Here is a 21052-nt window from a genome sequence, read left to right on the forward strand (position 1 = left end):
GGGGTCGGTGGTGGTGATTCCGGCGGTTCCGGACGGCGCGGCGCCGGTGATCACCTTTCGCCGCTTGGCCCGGGCCGACTTCCCGCGACTCGCCGGCTGGCTGGCGACCCCGCACGTGCAACGTCGGTGGGCACACGAGGTCGAGCCGGCCGCGATAGAGCGGGACTTCGGCGGCAGCATCGACGGTACCGAGCCGAGCAACTCCTGGATCGTGGCCGCCGACGCCGTCCCGATCGGATTCATCCAGGACTACGCCATCGACGCGTATCCGGAGTACGTTGCCGAGCTGACACCGGTCACCGATCTGCCGCCCGGGGCGGTCAGCATCGACTACTTCATCGGTGACGAGCGTTATCTCGGCCGCGGCGTCGGAACTCGGCTGATCGCCGAATTCTGTGCTCGCTTGTGGGCGCGCTATCCGGCGGCGCCTTGCCTGGTGGTGCCGGTGAACTCCCAGAACCCGGCCTCGTGGCGGGCGCTGGCCGCCGCCGGGTTTCGCCTGATCGCCGTCGCCGATCTGGTCCCGGACGTGCCCGGAGACCCGCCGGCGCACCACCTGATGCGGTTGGACCGCGAACGCGGATCGGGCTGAGGCCGAGTTCGGCTCAGCCCCAACCCAGCTCGTGCAGGCGGTCGTCGTCGATCCCGAAGTGGTGGGCTACCTCGTGGATCACCGTGATCACCACCTCGTCGACGACGTCGGCGTCGCTATCGCAGCGGGCCAGGATCGGCTCGCGGTAGATGGTGATCGTGTCCGGCAGGGCGCCGGCGTAATAGCTGTCCCGCTCGGTCAGCGCGATCCCGTGGTAGAGGCCGAGCAGCCCGTCGTCGGCCGGGTCGCGGGCTTCCACCAGCACCACCACGTTGTCCATGGCGACCGCGAGTTCCGGCGGAATCCGGTCCAGCGCATCGCGCACCAGCTCGGTGAACCGCTGGTCGGACATGACGACCGACACGTCAGCCCGGTGGTGCCGGGGCGGGCACCGGAGCCGGCGCGGCGCCGGGCAGCGGCGCCGGCACCGACCGGCCGTCGGGTATGGCCGGTGGCGGCACCGGCGGTTGGCCGTTGATCAAGATGTCGCCCTTGGCCGAGTTGGTGATCGGGGCAAACCCCTCCTTGTCGGCGCCCTTGCCGACGGAGCAATTGATCTTACGGCTTCCGGCCAGCCAACTGATCTGATCGAACTGGCCCCAGAACAGCGTCAGCGTCTTGTTCCGCAGCGCATCCGGTGAGCCGAGGTAGTCGGTCGACGCCTTCGTGCACTCCGGCTCGAGAAACCGGTCCTGATCGGCGACCGAGGGGGCGGCGCCGGGGAACTGCTTGGTCAGGTCGATCGTGGCGACCACCTCGAACGCGTGCGGTTTGGTGCAGTCCACCGGGTCGGCGGGCAGGTTCTGATTGATGCCGACGCAGGTGCCGTTCTCCAGGACGTCGGACTGGTCCTGGCCGGCGACCGGGCCGACGATCGGGCGGAGAATGCCCGAGTTGCCGGAGTACTGCAGCCCGCAGCGCAGGGTCCGCTCGCCGGCTGCCCAGCCCGCCTCGCCGGGATTGATCAGGCCCACGCTGAACTTGCCGTTCGGATCGAACTTGGAGTTCAGGTACCGCTGCACCGCGGGCACGCAATGCTGCTGCTTCAACTCGGCGAATCGCAGCACCCCGGGGAACTTGGCGTCCGGGCCGAACTCGGCGCCCAGGTAGTTGCTCAGGTCCACTTCCTGGGCGACCTCGAACAGGTGTGGATCGGTGCAGTTGACCTTGCTCAGGTCGCTCGCGTCGGCCTTGGTCCAGGTCAGGCAGTCGCCGTGGGTCGCGGTGCCGAACGCTTCGCCGGCCACCGCACCGGTGGTCGCCGGGTCGTCCGGACTGCGCGTTTCGAGCTTGCGGTCCTTGCCGAAGCCGCCGGTGACCGTGATGGTGACGACGGCAGCGGCGATCGCGCCGATCGCCACCGCGAGCAGCGCCCACCGGGTGTGCCCGGCCGGTAGCCCGAGTGCCGGCAGCCGGTGATACCAGGCGGGGTGGTCGGCGACCGGCGCGGCGTCGTCGGTGCTGGTGTCGTCGGTGTTGGCGTCGTCGCCACCGGTGGCAGCGTCCTCGGTATCGGTGCTGTCGGTGGCAGTTTTGTCCGTGCCGGTGCTGTCGGTGGCAGCGTCGTCCGTACCGGCGCTGTCGGTATCGGCGTTCTCGGCCGGCTCCGGGGTCCGGGTGTCGGCGTCGGTAACCGACGGATCGGACGCCGGCTGGCCGGGGGTGGGCTGCGGGTCGTGTGGTTCTCCCATCGGGGACCATCATGCCCGGCCCGGCCCGCGGTTCGCCGGGCGACTGCCCGAGTAGGCTGACCGAACGTGATCGACCTGAAACTGCTGCGGGAGGACCCGGACGCCGTACGCGCGTCGCAACGCGCGCGTGGTGAAGACCCGGAGCTCGTCGACACCCTGCTCACCGCCGACAGCGCTCGGCGGGCGGCGATCGCCACCGCCGACCGGCTGCGCGCCGAACACAAGGCGCTCGGCCGGATCATCGGCAGCGCGCCGCCGGCGGACCGGCCGCCGTTGATCGAGCAGGGCGCGGCGCTGGCTGCGCAGGTGAAACAGGCGGAGGAAGCCGAGGAGCAGGCGAAGGCCGAGCTGGACGCGGCGCATCGGTCGATCGCGAATCTGGTGCAACCGCAGGCTCCGGTCGGCGGCGAGGACGACTTCGTGGTCCTGGAGACGGTGGGCCGGCCGCCGGAGTTCGCCTTCACGCCCCAGGATCATCTGGACCTCGGTGAGGCGCTGGGGATCATCGACATGCAGCGCGGCGCGAAGGTCGCCGGCGCGCGGTTCTACTTCCTCACCGGTCTCGGTGCCTTACTGCAGTTGGCGTTGTTGCAGTTGGCGACCCAACGTGCGGTGGCCAACGGGTTCACCATGGTGATTCCGCCGGTGCTGGTGCGGCCGGAGATCATGGCCGGGACCGGATTCCTGGGAGCGCACGCCGACGAGGTCTACCGGCTCGACGCCGACGACCTCTATCTGGTCGGCACCTCCGAGGTTCCGCTGGCCGGCTACCACAGCGGCGAGATCGTCGACCTGCACGCCGGCCCGCTGCGCTACGCGGGCTGGTCGTCCTGTTTCCGCCGGGAGGCCGGCAGCTACGGACGGGACACCCGCGGAATCATTCGGGTGCACCAATTCGACAAAGTCGAGATGTTCAGTTTCTGTCAGCCGGCCGACGCCGACGCCGAGCACCGACGGATGCTGTCCTGGGAACGGGAGATGCTGGCGGCGATCGAGGTGCCGTACCGGGTGATCGATGTGGCGAGCGGGGATCTGGGCAGTTCGGCCGCGCGCAAGTTCGATTGCGAGGCCTGGGTGCCCACCCAGGGCGGCTACCGGGAGCTGACCTCCACCTCGAACTGCGGTACCTATCAGGCGCGCCGGCTGGGCATCCGGTATCGCGACGCCGACGGTCGCCCGCAGATCGCCGCGACGCTGAACGGAACGCTGGCCACGACCCGCTGGCTGGTGGCGATCCTGGAGAACCATCAGCAGGCGGACGGATCAGTCCGGATACCGGACGCATTGGTCCCGCTGATCGGTTGCGAATCCATCACGAAATCTTCCCGAGTCTTGTGAAGGGATAACCGGCCCGAACCAGACCGCAGGTAGCTAATCTGGGTGGCGTGCGAGGTTTCGGGTCTCGCGGCGATCCCCGCACCAGGGCGCGGGCAACATCGGCGCTGGCTACTGCGGCTGTCATGGCCAGGACGACGGGGTCGTTCTTCGTCATGGGCGGCCTGCTCGGCATGCTGATCACCGCGCTGATGCCGGCCACGCCGGGTGCGGGTGGGAACAAGAGCGTTCTCTACGTCGTGTCGTGTGTGGCCGCGATCGTCGGCGTCGGTGTGCTCGGTTGGGGCGACCGGCTCCCGCCGCGGACGCATCATCTGCCGATCGCGTTCGGCACCACGCTGATCAGCATCGTCGTGGTCTATTCGCCCAACGTGTACGGGGCGATGGCGCTGTCGACCATGTACGTCTTCGTCGCCTGCGACGCCGCCTTCTTCTTCACCTTGACCGCGGCCGCGCTGCACCTGCTCTATGCCGTGGTGAGCTGCGTCGTGCTGCTCGGCACCCGGGACGGATTGCCCTGGTGGGCCGGTGTGCTGACGGCCAGCGTGGCCGTCTCGGTCGGTGCGGTCGTGCATGTGCTCGGCAGGTTGGCCGCCGAGGCGGATCTGGACCTGCTCACCGGTCTGCTCAACCGGCGCGGCTTCGATCGATTGCTGAACGCGGAGTTGTCCACGGCGGCCAAGACCGACCGCCGGCCGGCGCTGGTACTGCTCGATCTGGACCGGTTCCAGACGGTGAACGACCATCTGGGCCGGCGCGGTGGCGACGCCGTGCTGCAGCGGGTGGCAGCCACCTGGACGGCGATGCTGGAGCCGGACCAGCAGCTGGCCCGCTACGGTGGCGACGCCTTCGCGATCTTGTTGCCCGACACCACCGAATCGGTCGCGCTGCAGCTCGCCGACCGGCTGCGCAGCGCGATCACCGCGAGCAGCTCGGCCGGGGTGACCTCCTGGCAATCCGGCGAATCGGCATCGCTGCTGGTCAGTCGGGCCGACGTCGGCCTCTATCGAGCAAAGCAGACCGGCCGCAACCGGACGGTGGTGGAGTCCTCGCACCGGCCGCCGCTGGCGGTCGAGCTGCGCGACGCGATCGACAAGGGCGCACTCGAGGTGCAATATCAGCCGATCGTCAGCCTCGGTGCGGGCGGCCGGGCGGTCGGCGTGGAGGCGTTGCTGCGCTGGACGTCGGTGGCCCAGCCGGGGGTGAGCACGGAAAGCCTGATCCGGGTTGCCGAAGAGTACGACCTGATCGGCGACCTCGATCAGTTGGTCCTGCGTCGTGCGTGCGAGGACGCCTCGCGGCTGCAGCGGGCCGACGCGGACATCGAGCTGACCCTGAACGTCAACGTGTCCGGGCTGGAGCTGGCCGACCCGGAATACGCGGCCCGGGTCCAGGACATCCTGGCAGCTACCGGCTGGCCGGCCCATCAGCTGGTGCTGGAGGTCACCGAAAGCGAGCTGGCCGCCGAGTCGGCTACCGCGGTGACCAACCTGCGCGAGCTGCGATATCACGGCGTGCGGATCGCGATCGACGACTTCGGCACCGGCTATTCGTCGTTGAGTCGGCTGGCGACACTCCCGAGCGACATCTTGAAGGTGGACGGCTCGTTCGTCGCGGCGATCAGTTCCGGTGGGACGGGATCGCCGTTGTTGGGGGTGATCGCGGCGCTCAGCGATGCGCTGGATCTGCAGGTGATCGCCGAAGGGGTGGAGACCGAGCAGCAGGCGGCCGTGCTCACCGAGCTGGGCTTCGCGCTCGCCCAGGGCCACCATTACAGCGAGTCGCAGCCGGTGAGCGCATTGCTCGACGATCTGAGCGGAGCAAAACCGGGCACGTGGCGCTGACCCGCCCGAGCCCGAAACTCAACCCGCTCGGAAACCTCCGACGCAGGTAAAACTTCCCGATCGGTCGATTAAGGTTCAACGAGCGGGGTGAGGTCGGAGGTGATCGGCTGTGCGATATCTGCGCGGGGTTTCGGTCCGGCAATTGGCCGCCGGGTTGCTGACCGCTTGCGCGTTGACCGGCTGCGCGGAGAGCCCGATCATCGCCGATCCCGGCATCCATTCGATTGCCCGGACGGCGACGAGCACGACCGCCGGCTACGGCTACGGTTACGCCGGTCCGGCGACGACCTCGTCGGCCACCAGCAGTGTGCGTACCACGGTCGCCACCAGCAGTAAGCCACAGCCGGTCCCGGCCACCGCCGCCAACCCGCTCACCCAACCGGTCGCGCTGGCCCGGCGTAGCTGTCGATTGCCGGCCTGGCAGTCCGATCCGGCGCGGGTGCAGACCTTCCTGAACGAGGCACTGCGCTGCCTGGACCGGGTGTGGCGGCCGGTGCTGGAAAAGGTGCAGTTACCCTTCCGTCCGGCCCAGGTCCAGGTGATAAACCAGGTGACGATGCAGGACTGTGGTCGCCCGCCGGAGCAGAACAGCTTCTACTGCAACGGCGTGATCTACCTCGTGCCGGCCAGCTATCAGCAGTCGGTGATCGCGCCGGTCGGGGTGCCGACGGCGGCGGTCGACATGCTGGCCCACGAGTACGGCCACCATCTGCAGGAGCTGAGCGGAACGCTGCCGGCGGCGCTGGCCCAGATCGAGGCGGCGGGTCGGCGGACCCCGGCCGGTCAGGAGCTGTCCCGGCGCGCCGAGCTACAAGCGCAATGCTTGTCCGGGATGTTCATCGGCGCCAGCTTCGACGCGACGACGGTGAGCTTGGCGCAGCGGGACAACTACAGCCGGGGCGACGCGCCGGGCGCGGAGCCGGACCACGGCCAACCGCAGAATTTCGGTAGTTGGTTCGACAAGGGCGTGCAGTTGAACACGCTGGACGCGTGCAACACCTGGATCGCCGGGTCGGCCGAGGTGGGCTGACGGTTATCCGGCCGGTCGGGCTCGCGTCGAGTCGCTCCGGCTCGCCGGGCTCGGCCGGCCGCCGGCGATGAGATCGCGCGCCGCGTCGGCGGTCATCGGCCGGCCCAGGTGCCACCCCTGGCCGAGTCGGTAACCGAGGTCGATGGCCACCTGGAGCTGGCTTTCGGTCTCGATCCCTTCCAGCACGGTGTCGACGCCGAACGCATCGCCCATCCGCTGGAACAGCCGCAGCAGCGAGACATCGCGACCGTTGTCCGGCTCGGCGACGAACCGGCGGTCGATCTTCACGCCGTCCAGGATGCCGGCGGCGGACAGGTCGGTGAGCCGGCCGATGTTGGAATAGCCGACGCCGAAGTCGTCGATGTAGATGGCGACGCCGGCATCGCTCATCTGCTGGAGCGTCTGATGGGCTTTGTCGTCGTCGTCCATGACGGCGGTCTCGGTAAGTTCCACGTGCAGCCGGTCGAGCGGGAGACGATGGTGGTTGGCGACGTCGGCGATCTGTTTGGCCAGGCCGATGTCGCGCAGCTGCCGGGCCGCGACGTTGATGCTGAGCATCTGGAACGAGGCGCCGGCAACGGTGGTCCACTCGGCGGCCGCCGCCATCGACTGATGCAGGATCTGCTCGAACAGGTCGTCGATCAGCGGGGACCGCTCGGCGAGGGTGATGAACTCGGCCGGCGACACCTGCCCGAGTTCGGGATCGCACCACCGCGCCAGTGCCTCGAACCCGACCACCCGACCGGAGCGCAGCAGCTGCAACGGCTGGAAGGCCGGATAGATCTCCTGTCGGGCGACCGCACGCCGGAGCCGGGTCGCGACCGCCAGCCGCCGGCGCGCGCCGTCGTTGCGGACGTCGTAGAACCGATGGGTGGCACCCCCGGATTGCTTGGCCGCGTACATCGCCGAGTCGGCGCGCGCCAGCAGCGCGGTGGCCGAATCGCCGTCCCGGGGGGCGAGGGCGATGCCCATGCTCGCGGTGATCGCCACGTCGATCTGATCGGCTTCGGCGCCTTCGTCCTGCGCGAAGACCGAGACGTCGATCCGCAGCGGCATGGCCAACGTCGCCAGGAGTTCGTCGGCGATTCGGGAGATCTCCTCGACGTCCTCGCCCGGTACGGTCACCATCAGCTCGTCACCGCCCATTCGGGCGATCGTCGCACCGTCGGCGAGTGTGCCGCGCAGCCGCTCGTCGAGCCGGCGGAGCACCAGATCGCCCAGCGCGTGTCCGTGCGAGTCGTTGACATCCTTGAAGTCGTCCAGATCGATCAACAGCAGGGCCAGCCGATCGCCGGCTGCGATGGCTTCGCTCAGCTCGACCTCGGCCGACTGGCGGCTGCGCAGACCGGTGACCGTGTCCACCTCGGCAAGCCGGCGCAGCGACTTCTGCACCTCGACCCGGTCGGTGACGTCGACGCTGATTCCCAGCGTGCCGATCAGCGTCCGCTGCGCGTCGTAGGTAGGGGTATAGGTGGTCTCGTAGGTGCGCCCGGCCAGTTCCTCCACGACGGTGAACCGTTCGCCGGACAGCGCCCGGTGATAGGCGACGTGCAGGTCCGGGCGGTCCTGATAGAGATCGAAAATGCTCGCGCCGACCAAGGCGCCGGGGGTGATGCCGAGCTTGGCCAGCCCGCCGCCGGTCGACACCCGGATCACCCCGGCCAGGTCGAGGGCGAAGACGAGCAACGGAGCTTCGCCGACGATGTCCAGCAGTCGCTCGCGGCTTTCCCAATCCTCGTGGTCGTGCGAGGTGTCCTCAGTCATCCGCAACTTGCCCCTTCGGCCGAGCCGACAAAAGTCGAACGAGGTAGCACCGGGAAATCGGAAACGCTGGATCAAGATCATTTATTGCGGGTGATCTTGCCCGCCCATCGTGCGGTGGGAGCCGGCGGCGCGGCGATCTGTCGATGTGAGCTACGTCTCGATCGACGCCCGGGCCAGGTCCGCCGCCACCGGCCGGCCCAGATGCCAGCCTTGCCCGAGTCGGTATCCCATTCGGCGGGCGACCTCCAGGTGCTCGTCGGTTTCGATGCCCTCGATCACGATCTCGGCACCGAAGGTTTCGCTCATATGCCGGAACAGTTGCAGCAGTGCCGTGGTCCGGGGCTCCGCGGGATCGGCGATGAACCGTCGGTCGACCTTGATCCCGGCCAGGATGCCGGCGCTGGCCAGGTCGGTCAGCCGGGCCACGTTCGAGTAGCCGACGCCGAAATCGTCGATGTAGACACCGATCCCCGCCTCGCTCATCGCCGCCAGGGTCTGATGGGCGGTCTCCTCGTCGTCCATCATCGCGGTCTCGGTGAGCTCGGCGCAGATCAACCCGATCGGATGGCCGATCCGGTCGGCCGCCGTGACGATCCGGTCGGTCAATTGCGGGTCACGCAACTGCCGGGCGGCGATGTTGACCGCCAGCTGCCGACCCGGTCCATCCCGCTCGACATACCAGGTCACCGCCGCTTCGAGCGATTGCCGCAGGATGGAATCGAAGAGGTCGTCGATCAGTGGCGAACGTTCCGCGATCGCGATGAAGTCGGTCGGCGGTACCTGCCCGAGTTCTGGATCGTGCCAGCGAGCCAGCGCCTCGAAGCCGGTGATCCGATTGTCGTTCAGGTCCCGTACCGGCTGGAACACCGGATAGAGCGCCTCGTCGGCGACCGCGCGGCGAAGCCGGGTGATCATCGTCAAGCGGCGCCGGGCGCCGTCGATCCGATTGTCGTAGAAGCAGTAGGTGGCGCCGCCGGAGCGCTTTGCGGCGTACATCGCACTGTCCGCCCGAGTCATCAGCTGACCCGCGCCGGTACCGTCGCGAGGAGCGAACGCGATGCCGATGCTGGCGGTGATGGTCATGTCGACCGGTCCGTCGGACAGCGCGAGCGGCAGATCGATCTGCAGCGGCCCGGCCACGACATCGAGGAGCTGCTGGGCCAACTGGGCGATCTGGTCCGGCTTGTCCAGCGGCACCGCGACCACCAGCTCGTCCCCGCCCATCCGGCCGACCAGCGCGTCGGCCGGCGCCGTGCGGCGGAGCCGGCGCCCGAGGTGCCGTAGCACCAGATCGCCCAACACGTGTCCGTGGGTGTCGTTGACGTCCTTGAAATCGTCCAGGTCGATCAGCAGCAGCGCCAGCTTGGTGCCGGTGGCCAGCATCCGGTCCACTTCGATCTCCGTGGCCCGCCGGTTGTGCAACTGGGTCACCGCGTCGACATCGGTCAGGGTGCGCAGCGAGCGCTGCACGGCGACCTGGTCGGTGACCTCGACCGCAATTCCGCAGGAGCCGGCCAGTTCGCCGTCGGCGGTCCGCACCGGCGCGTACCTGGTCTCGTAGACCCGCTCGCCGTACTCGAGCACCACGTCGAACTGCTCGCCGGTCAACGCGCGGCGGTGATAGCTGTCGAGCCGATCGTCGGTGAGCGCGTCGAAGACGCTGCGGCCGACCAGCTCGCCGGGGGTGAACCCGAGCTGCGCCAGGCCGCCGCCGGTGGACATCCGGACCACACCGTCGAGATCCATTGCATAAAGAATGAGCGGCGCTGCGGAGAGAATGTCGGAGAGTCGTTCGCCCTCGGTCCAGGGCTGGCCGATCGTCGGCCAGTCGAACGCGCCGACCGTCATCCGCGTGCCTCCTCTCACCGACTTGTTCGCCTGACTTCGAGGTTGCCCGATCTGGCCGCCATAACCATGTGGCGGCACCGATCCGCGGCTTGGTTCAGCATACCTGCCGGTAATCGGCATGATCATCTTGTTTGTGGGCGTGCCGGTTGCGGAATCGCCACAAAATAACTGCTTGACCTGTTGCCGTTCCGTTCCGGATCGCCGCTGGCACAGTAGGACTGGTGCAGACGATTCTTCCGGCGCGGGCCCTGCCGGCCGGTTTGGCGGTGGCGTGGCTGGTCGGCGCGGCGGCCGCGGTGCAGGCGCGGGTCAACGGCGAGCTCGCGGCGCGGTTGCACGACGGGGTGGCGGCAGCGCTGATCAGTTTCGCGGTCGGCCTGGTCGTGTTGCTCTCGGCGGCACTGGTCGACAGCCGAATTCGGTTCGGCATCAGGGCGATACGGGCCGCGGTGGGTGCGGGTGAGCTGACGCCGGGGCAGTGCCTGGGGGGCTTGTGCGGCGCGGTGGTGGTCGCGACCCAGGCGCTGACGGTTCCGGTGATCGGGGTCGCGCTGTTCGCGGTGGCGCTGGCCGGTGGACAGATCGTCGGCGGCCTGGTGGTGGACCGGCTCGGTCTGGGCCCGGCGGGTCGAGTTCCGGTCAGTCCGGTCCGCGTGGTCGGCGCCGGGTTGGCCGTGCTCGGGATGACCGTGGCGGCCGCCGACCGGCTCACCGCCGGAACTCAGGTCGCGCTGCTCGCGGCGCTGCCGGCGGCCGCCGGCTGTGCGATCGCCTGGCAACAGGCGGTGAACGGTCGGCTGAGCGCCATCGGTGGTCCGGCTGCGGCGAGCCTGATGAACTTCGTGATCGGTTTCGCCGGCCTGCTCGTCGGCTGGCTCGCGCTCGTCGCGGTCCGGGGCATTCCGGCGCCGCCGCCCCACGCGCCGGAGCTCTACCTGGGCGGGCTGCTCGGCATCGCGATCGTCGGGTTGGGTGCGATTGCGGTGCGCTGGGTCGGGGTGCTGTTGCTCGGGCTCGGTATCGTCGCCGGCCAACTCGTCGGCGCGCTGCTGCTCGACCTGCTGCTGCCGGCCGGGGCCCAGCTGTCGGCAGCGACGGTGGCCGGCTGCGTCCTGGTCGGGCTCGGGGTGGCGGTTGCCGCCCGGCCGACGCCGCCCGGACCCGGCAGAGCGGGGTGGGCCGGCCGACGTCAGAGCCGGCGGGCGCGCAATTCGTGACCCTGGGTGGTCTTGCAGCGCCCCGTCTCCAGGTCCCACTGCCAGCCGTGCTGGTTGCAGGTGAGCGTGGTTCCCTCCACGACGCCGAACTTGGTCAGGTCGGCCTTCAGGTGCGGACAGCGACGTTGGATCTCCCACCCGGCGAGTTCGGTGGATGCGGTGTCGTCGTGCGCCTCGGCGAACCAACCGTCGGCGTAGAGCACCCGCTCGTCGGTGAGGCATTTGAAGAAGGTGTAGAGGAACTCGTTGTAGCCGCCGATCCGCCAGGCGGAGAATCGGGTGGAGAGGAAGATGCTGTTCACCCAGTCGGGTTCCCGATCCCGGAGCACGGTGCGGACCAGCTCGGGGGCGATTCGGAAGCCGTAGCGGTACTTGCCGTCACCGTCCGCGGGCGGGCGAACGCGGCGGGCCGGGAAGTCGAGCACGACGGTCTCCTCGTGCTCCGGCCCGTCGAGCACCAGGCCGACCGGGTAGCCGATGCCGTTGCTGATCAGATCGGAGGACCGCATGATCGGCTCGAACAGTTCGGCCAGCGCGGGCAACAACGGTTCGCCGGCGGCCGGCGCCCAGGCGGCCTTGTGCGCCGCGAGCTCCGGTGCGCGTCGCGTCGCCATGTCCGCGATATAACCGGCCTTGTCGGCGTAGATCGTGTCCGGGTCGACCGGGTGGGTCAGGCTGAGTTCGCCGCCGTGTATCTCGGCCACCGAACCGGGAATCATCAGCAGGCCGTTGTCCGCGCCGTGCTGGGCCATCTGGTCGAGGAAGACCAGCTGATCCGGGAAGATGTTGCCGATGTCGTCGTGGTCGTCGTTGAGGTACCGCAGGTCGGGGTCGAGGAACACCGGCGGTCCGGCCGAGGGCACCACCCAGGTGGCGCCCACCTGCTCGATATAGGCGCGCGCCCGATCCATGCCGCGCTGGCGCTTCTGCTTGCCGAAGTTGGCCTTGGTGCGTTTCGGGATGTCGTACACCATCGGATACCAGATCGCGCCGGAGTACTGCAGCAGATGGATGTCGATCGTGCCGAATGCCTCGGACAGCACGTCCAGGTCCATCGGCCGGGCGTCGTTCATGTTGAAGCAGGTGGTTTCGCCGTCCGCGACGACCAGCCCGCTGTCGCCGATCGGGCCGTCCGCCGGCGCGCGCAACGCGATGATCATCACGTCCAGCTCACGACCGTCGCGGCCGACGATCCGGTGCTTGACCGAGTCGGTGGTCTCGAAGAACGAGTGGAACCCGAGTGCCTCGAGTTCGCGGCGCAGGTCCGGCACCGGATAGTCCGGCAGCAGGACCGTCGCGTCCTTGTTCACGTAACGGGCCAGGTGCGCCGGATCGAAGTGGTCCCGGTGCAGGTGGGAGACGTAGAGGTAGTCGCAGTCGCCCAGCCGATCCCAATCCAGCGCGGTGTTGTCCGGGAACGGGACCCAGGAGGCGAAGTAGGCCGGATTCACCCAGGGGTCGCAGAGGATCGATCCCGCTTCGGTCTGAATATGGAATCCCGCATGTCCGACACTGGTGACCTGCACTGCACCCTCCTGCGACTTACGTTTGCAACGTGTCAGGGTAGGCCGGGACTTGATCGAGCCGGAGATCGGGGAGATTCTGGCCTGGTGACCCCGCCCCAGGGGCCGCCGCAGAATCCGGAATTTTCCGGATATCTGGATGCGGTGGCCAAGAAGCTCCGCCTCCCGTTCGCCACCCCCGAGCTGGTCGATCGCATCGCCACCGGAACGGTGAACGAGGCCGGCCGACGCACGTTGTACATGCTGATCACCACCTGGGATCTGGCCGGCGGCGGTCCGTTCGCCGCCAGCACGGTCGGCGGCGCGGTATCTGCCCGGACCATCGACATGCTGCAGCGGATGTTCATGAACGGGGTGTTCGACCGCGTGTTGGTCGCGCTCGGCGCCGACGACGTGAAGTTCCGGGCATCGTTGTGCGCTTCGCAATTGGTCGGACTGGGCATGATCCGGTACGCCGTGGGCGCCGAGCCGATCGCGTCGATGGAGGTGAACCGGCTGGTGGATGCGATGGCCCCGACCCTGCAGCGGTATCTCACCGGGCCGCTGTCGTAGGCCCGCACCGCCGGCCTGCACCGCCGGCCCGGACCGCTCGGCGCCGAACTGACCGCCCGGTAGGTTGCGGCGTGTCGGCAACGGCTCGGCATTCCCCCGACCGGGCGGCCGACCGACTACCCTGACCGGCTGTGGAACCGGTTTATCGCACCCTCATCGGCCTTGCTCGGGTCTCGTTCCTGGTTCAGGGGCTGAAGTTCACCGTGACCGGGGCGGAAAACATACCTGCGACCGGCGGGGCGGTCATCGCGATCAACCACACCGGCTATACCGAGTTCATCTACGCCCATATCCCGGCGCGCAAGCACAAGCGCTACATCCGGTACATGGCCAAGAAGGATGTGTTCGACAACCCGGTCAGCGGGCCGCTCATGCGCGCGCTGCGGCACATCGAGGTCGACCGACAGGCCGGTGCCGACTCGTACCGGAACGCGGTCGCGGCGCTGCGCGACGGCGAGCTGGTCGGGGTGTACCCGGAGGCGACGATCAGTCGCAGCTTCGAACTCAAGGAATTCAAGTCCGGCACCGCCCGGATGGCGATCGAGGCCCAGGTACCGATCATTCCGGTGGTGACCTGGGGTGGCCAGCGGGTCTGGACCAAGGGGCATCCGCGCCGGCTCGGCCGGACCAACACGCCGATCTCGGTGGCGGTCGGTGCGCCGATCCCGCCGGATCTGCCGACCGGTGAGTTGACCGCACGGCTCAAGGCGGCGATGCAGGCGCTGCTCGACCAGGTGCAACGCGACTACGAACACGAGCCGGGGTCCTACTGGGTGCCGGCCCGGCTCGGCGGTACGGCACCGACGTTGGAGCAGGCAAATGTGCTCGATCTGGCCGAGGCGCGCGAGCGCAGCAGACGCGCACGCCACAATTAGCCCCCATATCGCGTCGATCCGCTTGTTTACCTCGAATATGCTGTACTGAAGTACAGTCACACGCCGGGAGTGTGCGGATCGGAAACGGTATCGCCCGATGATTGCCGAATGAGCGTCTTCACCATGTCGACGCACGCCCACGGCCAGCATGTTCGGCCCGGCCATAGCACGATGTACTGGCTGGCCCATGTGGTTACTGTCGGGTTGGTCGTCGGTTATCTGGTGCTGACCGTGCCCGGTGCCAACCCGGCGGGCTTTCCGCTGTGGGAAGCGGTCTGGCTGAACCTGGCTACACTTGCTGCCGCGTTGCTCTGCTGGATACGTGGCCGGCGCGGTCCACTCCGACTGGCCTGGAAGCTGGTCGCGCTGGGGATTGCCGCGCAGGTGATCGGGGATCAGACCTGGCAACTGCTGGTCATGCATCACGTGCCGCGGCCGCCCGTATCCCTGGCCGACCCGTTCTGGCTGGCGTATTACCCGCTGATCGCCGGTGCCTTGATCGTGATCGTGCGCAGTCGGTTGGCCGAAGTGTCGGCGGCGCGCATCCTGGATGGTCTGCTCGCCGGGCTGGCTACCGCCACCTTGGTGATCATCGTGGTGTTCCCGGCCGTGCTCCAGCACATCGACAACCAACCGCTGCGGGCCGCGGTGAGTCTGGTCTACCCGGTGCTCGACGTGCTGCTGCTGTCGGTCGCGCTGGCCACCGTGTCGGTGTTCGGCTGGCGACCACCGCGCTCGGTCTGGTGGCTGTGCGGTGCGACCGCGACCTGGACGCTGTTCGATTGCATCTACAACGTGCAAGCGGCCGACGGGAAGTATGTCGCGGGCAGTTGGGTGGACGTGATCGGGCTGTTTGCGGCGTTGCTGGCCGCGCTGGCACCCGGCTGGCCGCAGCCCGCGACGGTGCCGACCTACCCGCGCTGGCTCCCCTTCGCCGCGCCGTTCTTCGCCACCTCGTCGGCGCTGGTGGTGCTGTTGGTCGACAGTGTCGCGCACGTGCCGCCGATTGCGTCCTACCTGACCGCGGCCACCGTCGCCGCCTCGTTGGCCCGGCTCGCCACCGCGGTCGGCGACGCACTTCGCGCCGGCGAACACGAGTTCCTGGCGCTCACCGACGACCTGACCGGGCTGCCCAACCGACGCAGTCTCTACGAGCAGGCGCGCACCCTGCTGCCCGAGCCGGGCGAACCGCCCGGACCGCCGGTGGCGTTGCTGCTGCTGGATCTGGACCACTTCAAAGACGTCAACGATTCGCTCGGGCACGCCGCCGGTGACCTGTTACTCCGCACCGTCGCGGCCCGGCTGACCAGCCGGCTGCGGCGGGAGGACGTCCTGGTTCGGCTCGGCGGCGACGAGTTCGCCCTGTTGCTGCCAGATTGCGGACCGAGCGAGGCGCTGGCGGTCGGGTCCGATCTACGCGCGGTACTGGACGAACCGGTGGTGCTCGACGACGTGCGGGTGCAGGTCGGCGGCAGCATCGGGATCGCGTTGTCCCCGACCCACGGGACCGACATCGCAACCCTGCTCCGGCTGGCCGACATCGCGATGTACCGGGCGAAGGCCGGGCCGCACAGCTGCCAGATCTACGACCCGGCACCGTTGCCGGCGATCAGCGAGGTGGACAGCGGCAACCGGGCGAACACCCGGGCGGACATGCTGCTGCTGGAGCAGTTGCGTACCGCGATCGGTAAGCGCCAGCTCGCGGTGTTCTACCAGCCGCAGGTCCGGTTGGATACCGGGAAGATCATCGGCGTCGAGGCGCTGGTGCGCTGGCCGCACCCGGAACACGGTCTGCTGTCGCCGGACAAGTTCTTGCCCCTGGTGCATCAGAACCGGTTGATGCAGGCGATGACCAACGCGGTGCTCGACATCGCGCTCGACGACGCCGCGGTGTTCTACCAGGCCGGGCATCGAATCCCGGTCTCGGTGAATCTGTTCCCGCCTTCGTTCGGCGACGTCGACCTGCCGAACCGGATCGCCGCCGAACTCGCCCGGCGGGGGCTGCCGCCGGCGGCGCTCGACGTGGAGATCACCGAGCAGTTCATGTTCGGCGACCCGCGGCGGGCTCGGGTGGTGCTCGATCAACTGCATGCCCAAGGTGTGGGGATCGCCGTCGACGACTTCGGTACCGGATACTCGGCGTTGTCGTATCTCTACGATCTGGCGATCGATCACGTGAAGCTGGACCGCTCGTTCATCGAGCCGATCACCCACGATCCCCGGGCGGCAGCGATCACCCGGTCGGTGATCGAGCTGGCACACACCATCGGGATGACCGCGATCGCCGAGGGCGTCGAGGACTCGATCACCGCGGCGCTGCTCACCGACTTCGGCTGTGATCACGCGCAGGGGTACTACTACCACAAGCCGATGCCGTACGACGATCTGATGGATCTGCTTGCCCGGTCCTGACCGGCGGCGTGCTGACCGGTTCGGAAAACGTGTCGGTGGGTCGTGATGCAATAGGTATATGACCGCAGCCAGTGCTTTTGCTCCCGGTATCGGGTTTGGTGTTGGTTCTGCGCGGGTGGTGTTGGCGGGGTTGCGGGCCAACCGGGCGGCGGCGGAGCGGGTCGCGGTGGAGCGGGCCGAGTTGACGGTCGAGTGGTGTCGTTGGCATGCGCCGGTGGGTGATAGCGAGGTGGATCGGTTCGGGGTGGGGTGGGTCACCCCGGGTGGTGCGGGTTCGCCGGAGGTGGGCGAGGCTGCGGTTGCGGAGTTGGCGGTCGCGTTGCGGCATTCGACCGAGTCCGGGATGTCGTATGTCGGGGCGGTGCTCGAAGTCTGCTATCGGTTGCCGCGTCTGTGGGAACGAGTCAAGGCCGGGCAGACGCCGTGGTGGCGAGCGCGGCGGATCGCCGATGCCACTATCGGCTTGTCGCTGGAGGCGGCCGCGTTTGTCGACGAGCGGCTCGCCGCCTGTGCGGGGACGGTGTCGTGGGCGCAGTTGGATCGGTTGGTCGAGGAAGCCCGGATCCTGGCCGACCCGGACGCTGCGAAAGAAGAGCTCGCCATTGATACCCGCAGGGTGGAGATCGACACCCGCACGGTGAGTTTGACCGGCACGGTCCGGATCGAGGGCGAGTTGGATTTGACCGATGCGGTGGACCTGAACCACGCCCTGTCCGATATCGCCGACGATTTGGCGGCCTGTGGCAGCACCGACAGCCTGGATGCGCGGCGCTCGACCGCGTTGGGTGAACTCGCGCGCCGGCAACCCGGATTGCCGTTCGACGCAACAGAACCCACACCAGAACCCGTAGCGGCAGAGCCGTCGCGGGAGCCGGTCCCGTCGCTGGCGGAGATGGCTGTGGCGGCACCGGCTGCGTTGCGCCGTCGCAGGCCGCGTGATGTTCAGTTGCATGTGTATATCAGCGCTGATCAGCTCGCCGGTTCCGGTGGCCCCCTGGGCCGGGTCGACTCCCCGTCACCGACCCCGGTGAGTATCGAGGCGATCCGGGCTTGGTGCGGCAGCCCGGACGCGAACGTGACCGTCCGGCCGGTGCTGGACCTCGCCGAACACGTCCAGACCGATGCGTATCAGATCCCGGACCGGCTGCGCGAACAGGTCGTGCAGACCAGCAACACGTGTGTGTTCCCGTACTGCAACCGCCCCGCCCGCGGCTGCGACCTCGACCACACCCACCCGCATGACCAGGGCGGGCCCACCAGCAGCGACAACCTCGCCCCACTCTGCCGAAAACACCACCGGCTCAAAGGAAACCGCGGTTGGCGCTACCGACGCCGCAGCCCCGGTACTTACCTGTGGACCACGCCGGCCGGCGGGATCTACCTGCGCGACGGCACCGGCACCATCGACCTCACCCCACCCGGCAACCCCCCGCCCCGACCACCAGATTCTCCGGTGCTCCATCGAGTGGGTCGGCCGCCGCCCACACCGGACGACGAACCGCCACCCTTCTGAACCCCGATCGGTCGATCGAGGTTCAGAAGGGCAGTGTCAATTACGCCGGCTCGCCGGCAATGTCCCTACGCCGGCTCGCCGGCAGTGTTGATCAGGCCGGCCCCGCCAGCAGTGTTGATCAGGCCGGCCCCGCCAGCAGTGTGACGAAGCTCGGCGCCGACGGGTCGAGCTGCACGTGCTGCGGCAGCAGCGCGCTGTCGTTCAACAACGGACGCAGCGGCAGGCCTTTGGGGAAGTTGCTGGCGAACACGTCCACCCGGAATCGATGGCCCGGCGCCAGGATCGCGTCGGTCGGGGTGAGCCCGATGTCGAGCGCGGTCGGCCGGCCGGGCACTACCGGTTGCCGGGTGGCAAGCGACAGATGCGGGACCGGGTTGAGGTAGTCGCCGTTCGAGGCGCGCTCGGCCCGCGAATCGTCCACCGCGCGCAGCGAGGCGACCAGCTGGCCGGTGGACAGCACGGTCGACCGGCCGTCCGGAGCGACGTCGTTCAACGTCGCCGTCCAGTAGCCGTCGGGCGCGTCGAGCACGGTGTTCAGGTGCACATTCACGTAGCCGGAGACGGCGGTGGGCCGGTCGACCGGCGCGCTGGTGAACGTCAGCCCGTTCAGTTCGTGTGGCCGGGCATCCTCGGCGCAGCCGACCAGGATCGCCGTCAGCCCGGCGCTCTCGATCGCGGAATCCCGCGAGCACACGCTCATCACGCCCGGACCGACGGTCAGCCGTGCCGAGTCGGCCGGAGCCGTCGCGCTGAGGCTGCCGTCGTGCAGGCTGGTCGAGGTGGTGCCACTGGGCGCGGCGCCCAGATACAGCCGCTGCGGTTCCACTCCCGGCCGCGGGTAGTCGGCGGCCGTTGTCCAGCCGCCACCCAGCTGCCACATCGTCACCGGCCCGTACCGGTCGATGCCGTTGTCGATTCCCTTGAGCCAGTGGTCGAACCAGGCGCGCTGCAGCACGTCCCAGCGGGGTGGCTCGCCGGGCCGGCCGGCGTTCGCGCCACCGTTGATGTGGTAGGTCCGGTCCATCAGGAGCTGCTTCTGACCGGGTGGCAACTGCGCCTTCCGGTAGATATCCGGCTCGGTGTTGGTGAACAGGTCATGCCAGCCGCCGACGACGAACGTCGGCACCCGGACCTGGTCCATCGGGGTGAGCCAGTCCTCGCGCAGCCGACTCTGGTCGTCCAGCAGCGCCTGCAACTCCGGCGGCGCCTGGTCGACATTCATGGTGGCGAGCGCTTGATACACCACGTCGAGGAAGGTGAACGGGCTGGACAATCGGTCCCGCACCCACACCGGATCGAGCCGGCCCAGTGCCGCGGAGAGTACGTCCGGCGCCAGCTTGAGGGTATTGACCAGGATCAGCCAGGGCAGGATGAAGCCGAAACCGAGCGCACCGCCGGTGGCGGCCACGTCCCGGATCAGGTCGGCACCCGGTTCGGCCGGGAAGATCGCCTTCAGCGCCGCCGGGTTCTTGCTGGCCGCCTGCACCTGGTTGATCCCGGAGTACGACAAGCCGCTCATCCCGACCTTGCCGTCCGACCACGACTGCCGGCTCGCCCAGTCGATCACTTCGACGGTGTCCTGCTGCTCACGCTGCCCCAGGACCTGCCACGTGCCCTGGGAAAAGCCGGTACCCCGCACGTCGACCACCACCTGGGTGTAGCCGCTCTCGACCAACTTGCGATCCACGGTGAAAGTGCGGGGCAAACCGCCACCGAGCGCTTTGGTCAGGTCGGTGAACCCGCTCAATCCGGTGCCGGCGAGATCGAAGCCGCGGAAGAAATCGACCAGCGCATCGGACAGCACCGGCAACGACAACACCGAGTCGGTCATCATCGAGATCAGCTTGGTGTACGGCGTCATGTTCACGATCACCGGCGTGGGCCCGGTGGCTCCGGCAGGCCGGTAGATATTGGCCTTGAGCACGGTGCCGTCGCTCATCGTGATCGGCACGTCCCACTCGATGGTCACCCCGGAGTACCGAGATGGCCCGTCGACCGCGGCGGTCCATGCGGCGCCGTTCGGCCCGCCGTCCGGCGCCGCCTGGGCGCTCGGTGCGGCGACTGCCAACAACGTGCCGGCAAGCAGCAACGTCGACAGTCGACGAATACCGGTGCCCATCACTCGACTCCTCGTGGATTGCCTGTAGTAGGGATCGCGATTCGATCTCGATAGGGCACCATATTCGTAGCGCCCCGAGTCGGGTGCGGATTCGCCGCATCCGGCCGAATCCAGGTACGCCGAACGGACATTTCGGCGGCGGCCGTCAGCTCGGGTCGGTGCCGCGGAGCGCGGTGAGCCAGAGGACGAACGCCGCCGCAACGATCGTTGCTCCGGCAAACGTGGCGCCGCCACCGCCGGTCAGGTAGACCCAGCCGAGGCCGGCCACCGGAGCTCCTACCGCCGGCTGCGCATCCAGCAGCAGCCGGCGCGGCCAGCGGCTTGCAACGGTCGCCCGAGCCGCACCGTCGGGGTCCGGCCGGCTCGGGTTCTCCCGCAGCCGACCGATCGGTTCCCGGGTGCGCGTTCGCCCGGACGGATAGCTGCGAGCCGGCAAGCCGGCGATCAGTGCCGGGTCGTAGTAGACCGGCGTCCAGCGGCGGTCACCGACCAGCCAGGACCGGGCGACGAGCCGGTGCTGTTGCCGCACGCGGATCGTGCCCGGCGCCGGTGCGGCCGCCCGAGCCAGGGCGTAACCCAACCGGAATCCGGCGCCGCCGAGCACCGCCACGATGACCGTGACCAGCGCCGCAGCACCGTCCGGGCCCGCCGTGGGGAGGAGCGACGCGGCCAGCCCGACCGTCCCGACGCTCACCGCCAGCGGATACCGGAGCGGCCCCGGGATCACCCGCGTCCGC

General features: G+C 68.7%; 16 protein-coding genes. 9 read left to right on the top strand and 7 right to left on the bottom strand.

The window, feature by feature from the left end:
- Nucleotides 1–10: 10 nt before the first annotated feature.
- Nucleotides 11–592 carry a GNAT family N-acetyltransferase gene (locus tag KV203_RS00640; RefSeq protein ID WP_246600380.1) on the top strand — a complete coding sequence of 194 codons (582 nt, stop codon included), beginning with the start codon at nucleotides 11–13 and terminating at the stop codon, nucleotides 590–592.
- Nucleotides 593–605: 13 nt separating this feature from the next.
- Here the strand turns inward: KV203_RS00640 and KV203_RS00645 are convergent, their stop codons facing one another.
- Together KV203_RS00645 and KV203_RS00650 are read right to left on the bottom strand one after the other, a co-directional pair.
- The gene (locus KV203_RS00645) at nucleotides 606–944 is read right to left on the bottom strand and encodes a metallopeptidase family protein (protein ID WP_174522068.1); all 339 of its coding nucleotides are present in this window, start codon (nucleotides 942–944) and stop codon (nucleotides 606–608) included.
- 13 nt (nucleotides 945–957) lie between these two features.
- A complete protein-coding gene (locus tag KV203_RS00650; RefSeq protein WP_083530159.1) occupies nucleotides 958–2283 on the bottom strand; it encodes a septum formation family protein in 1326 nt (441 codons plus the stop codon).
- A gap of 66 nt (nucleotides 2284–2349) precedes the next feature.
- On the opposite strand from KV203_RS00650, the gene serS reads away from it, so the two are divergent.
- The 3 genes from serS (at nucleotide 2350) to KV203_RS00665 (ending at nucleotide 6492) form a co-directional block, all read left to right on the top strand.
- Complete coding sequence (serS, locus tag KV203_RS00655) at nucleotides 2350–3621, top strand: serine--tRNA ligase (protein ID WP_066471931.1); 1272 nt, start codon at nucleotides 2350–2352, stop codon at nucleotides 3619–3621.
- 122 nt (nucleotides 3622–3743) lie between these two features.
- Nucleotides 3744–5462 carry a putative bifunctional diguanylate cyclase/phosphodiesterase gene (locus KV203_RS00660; protein ID WP_066471927.1) on the top strand — a complete coding sequence of 573 codons (1719 nt, stop codon included), beginning with the start codon at nucleotides 3744–3746 and terminating at the stop codon, nucleotides 5460–5462.
- A gap of 109 nt (nucleotides 5463–5571) precedes the next feature.
- The gene (locus KV203_RS00665; protein WP_066471924.1) at nucleotides 5572–6492 is read left to right on the top strand and encodes a neutral zinc metallopeptidase; all 921 of its coding nucleotides are present in this window, start codon (nucleotides 5572–5574) and stop codon (nucleotides 6490–6492) included.
- A gap of 3 nt (nucleotides 6493–6495) precedes the next feature.
- On the opposite strand, the gene KV203_RS00670 is transcribed toward KV203_RS00665, so the two are convergent.
- Together KV203_RS00670 and KV203_RS00675 are read right to left on the bottom strand one after the other, a co-directional pair.
- Nucleotides 6496–8256 carry a putative bifunctional diguanylate cyclase/phosphodiesterase gene (locus tag KV203_RS00670; protein ID WP_066471923.1) on the bottom strand — a complete coding sequence of 587 codons (1761 nt, stop codon included), beginning with the start codon at nucleotides 8254–8256 and terminating at the stop codon, nucleotides 6496–6498.
- Nucleotides 8257–8406: 150 nt separating this feature from the next.
- Nucleotides 8407–10104, bottom strand: a complete 1698-nt coding sequence (locus tag KV203_RS00675; protein ID WP_066471921.1) for a putative bifunctional diguanylate cyclase/phosphodiesterase — start codon at nucleotides 10102–10104, stop codon at nucleotides 8407–8409.
- Nucleotides 10105–10325: 221 nt separating this feature from the next.
- Between KV203_RS00675 and KV203_RS00680 the strand changes: the two genes are divergently transcribed.
- Nucleotides 10326–11321: a DMT family transporter gene (locus KV203_RS00680; protein ID WP_246600389.1), complete on the top strand. Its 996-nt coding sequence runs from the start codon at nucleotides 10326–10328 to the stop codon at nucleotides 11319–11321.
- Here KV203_RS00680 and KV203_RS00685 read toward each other — a convergent pair.
- Nucleotides 11294–12847, bottom strand: a complete 1554-nt coding sequence (locus tag KV203_RS00685; RefSeq protein ID WP_066471920.1) for an MBL fold metallo-hydrolase — start codon at nucleotides 12845–12847, stop codon at nucleotides 11294–11296. The genes KV203_RS00680 and KV203_RS00685 overlap by 28 nt on opposite strands.
- Before the next feature lie 84 nt (nucleotides 12848–12931).
- Between KV203_RS00685 and KV203_RS00690 the strand changes: the two genes are divergently transcribed.
- The 4 genes from KV203_RS00690 to KV203_RS00705 all read left to right on the top strand — a co-directional run bounded on the left by KV203_RS00690 (nucleotide 12932) and on the right by KV203_RS00705 (nucleotide 18196).
- Nucleotides 12932–13396, top strand: a complete 465-nt coding sequence (locus KV203_RS00690) for a TetR/AcrR family transcriptional regulator (protein WP_066471918.1) — start codon at nucleotides 12932–12934, stop codon at nucleotides 13394–13396.
- Nucleotides 13397–13527: 131 nt separating this feature from the next.
- Nucleotides 13528–14271 (top strand): lysophospholipid acyltransferase family protein, encoded by a 744-nt coding sequence (locus tag KV203_RS00695; RefSeq protein ID WP_066471915.1) that lies wholly within the window; start codon nucleotides 13528–13530, stop codon nucleotides 14269–14271.
- 108 nt (nucleotides 14272–14379) lie between these two features.
- Nucleotides 14380–16683: a putative bifunctional diguanylate cyclase/phosphodiesterase gene (locus KV203_RS00700; protein ID WP_066471912.1), complete on the top strand. Its 2304-nt coding sequence runs from the start codon at nucleotides 14380–14382 to the stop codon at nucleotides 16681–16683.
- A gap of 58 nt (nucleotides 16684–16741) precedes the next feature.
- Nucleotides 16742–18196 (top strand): HNH endonuclease signature motif containing protein, encoded by a 1455-nt coding sequence (locus KV203_RS00705; RefSeq protein WP_218821010.1) that lies wholly within the window; start codon nucleotides 16742–16744, stop codon nucleotides 18194–18196.
- A gap of 118 nt (nucleotides 18197–18314) precedes the next feature.
- On the opposite strand, the gene KV203_RS00710 is transcribed toward KV203_RS00705, so the two are convergent.
- Together KV203_RS00710 and KV203_RS00715 are read right to left on the bottom strand one after the other, a co-directional pair.
- Entirely contained in the window at nucleotides 18315–20315 is a 2001-nt protein-coding gene (locus KV203_RS00710; RefSeq protein ID WP_066474531.1) for a CocE/NonD family hydrolase, read from the bottom strand.
- 145 nt (nucleotides 20316–20460) lie between these two features.
- Nucleotides 20461–21009, bottom strand: a complete 549-nt coding sequence (locus KV203_RS00715) for a hypothetical protein (RefSeq protein WP_306303598.1) — start codon at nucleotides 21007–21009, stop codon at nucleotides 20461–20463.
- Nucleotides 21010–21052 lie beyond the last annotated feature (43 nt).

The organism is Skermania piniformis (assembly GCF_019285775.1).
In the GTDB taxonomy this organism is placed as follows: Bacteria; Actinomycetota; Actinomycetes; order Mycobacteriales; family Mycobacteriaceae; genus Skermania; species Skermania pinensis.

Excerpts from the sequence above, each read along its gene's own strand:
- KV203_RS00675 (WP_066471921.1), bottom strand. The coding sequence starts at position 10,104 with ATGACGGTCGGCGCGTTCGACTGGCCGACGATCGGCCAGCCCTGGACC.
- KV203_RS00650 (WP_083530159.1), bottom strand. The coding sequence starts at position 2,283 with ATGGGAGAACCACACGACCCGCAGCCCACCCCCGGCCAGCCGGCGTCC.
- KV203_RS00670 (WP_066471923.1), bottom strand. The coding sequence starts at position 8,256 with ATGACTGAGGACACCTCGCACGACCACGAGGATTGGGAAAGCCGCGAG.
- KV203_RS00660 (WP_066471927.1), top strand. The coding sequence starts at position 3,744 with ATGGCCAGGACGACGGGGTCGTTCTTCGTCATGGGCGGCCTGCTCGGC.
- KV203_RS00645 (WP_174522068.1), bottom strand. The coding sequence starts at position 944 with ATGTCCGACCAGCGGTTCACCGAGCTGGTGCGCGATGCGCTGGACCGG.
- KV203_RS00710 (WP_066474531.1), bottom strand. The coding sequence starts at position 20,315 with ATGGGCACCGGTATTCGTCGACTGTCGACGTTGCTGCTTGCCGGCACG.
- KV203_RS00700 (WP_066471912.1), top strand. The coding sequence starts at position 14,380 with ATGAGCGTCTTCACCATGTCGACGCACGCCCACGGCCAGCATGTTCGG.
- KV203_RS00705 (WP_218821010.1), top strand. The coding sequence starts at position 16,742 with ATGACCGCAGCCAGTGCTTTTGCTCCCGGTATCGGGTTTGGTGTTGGT.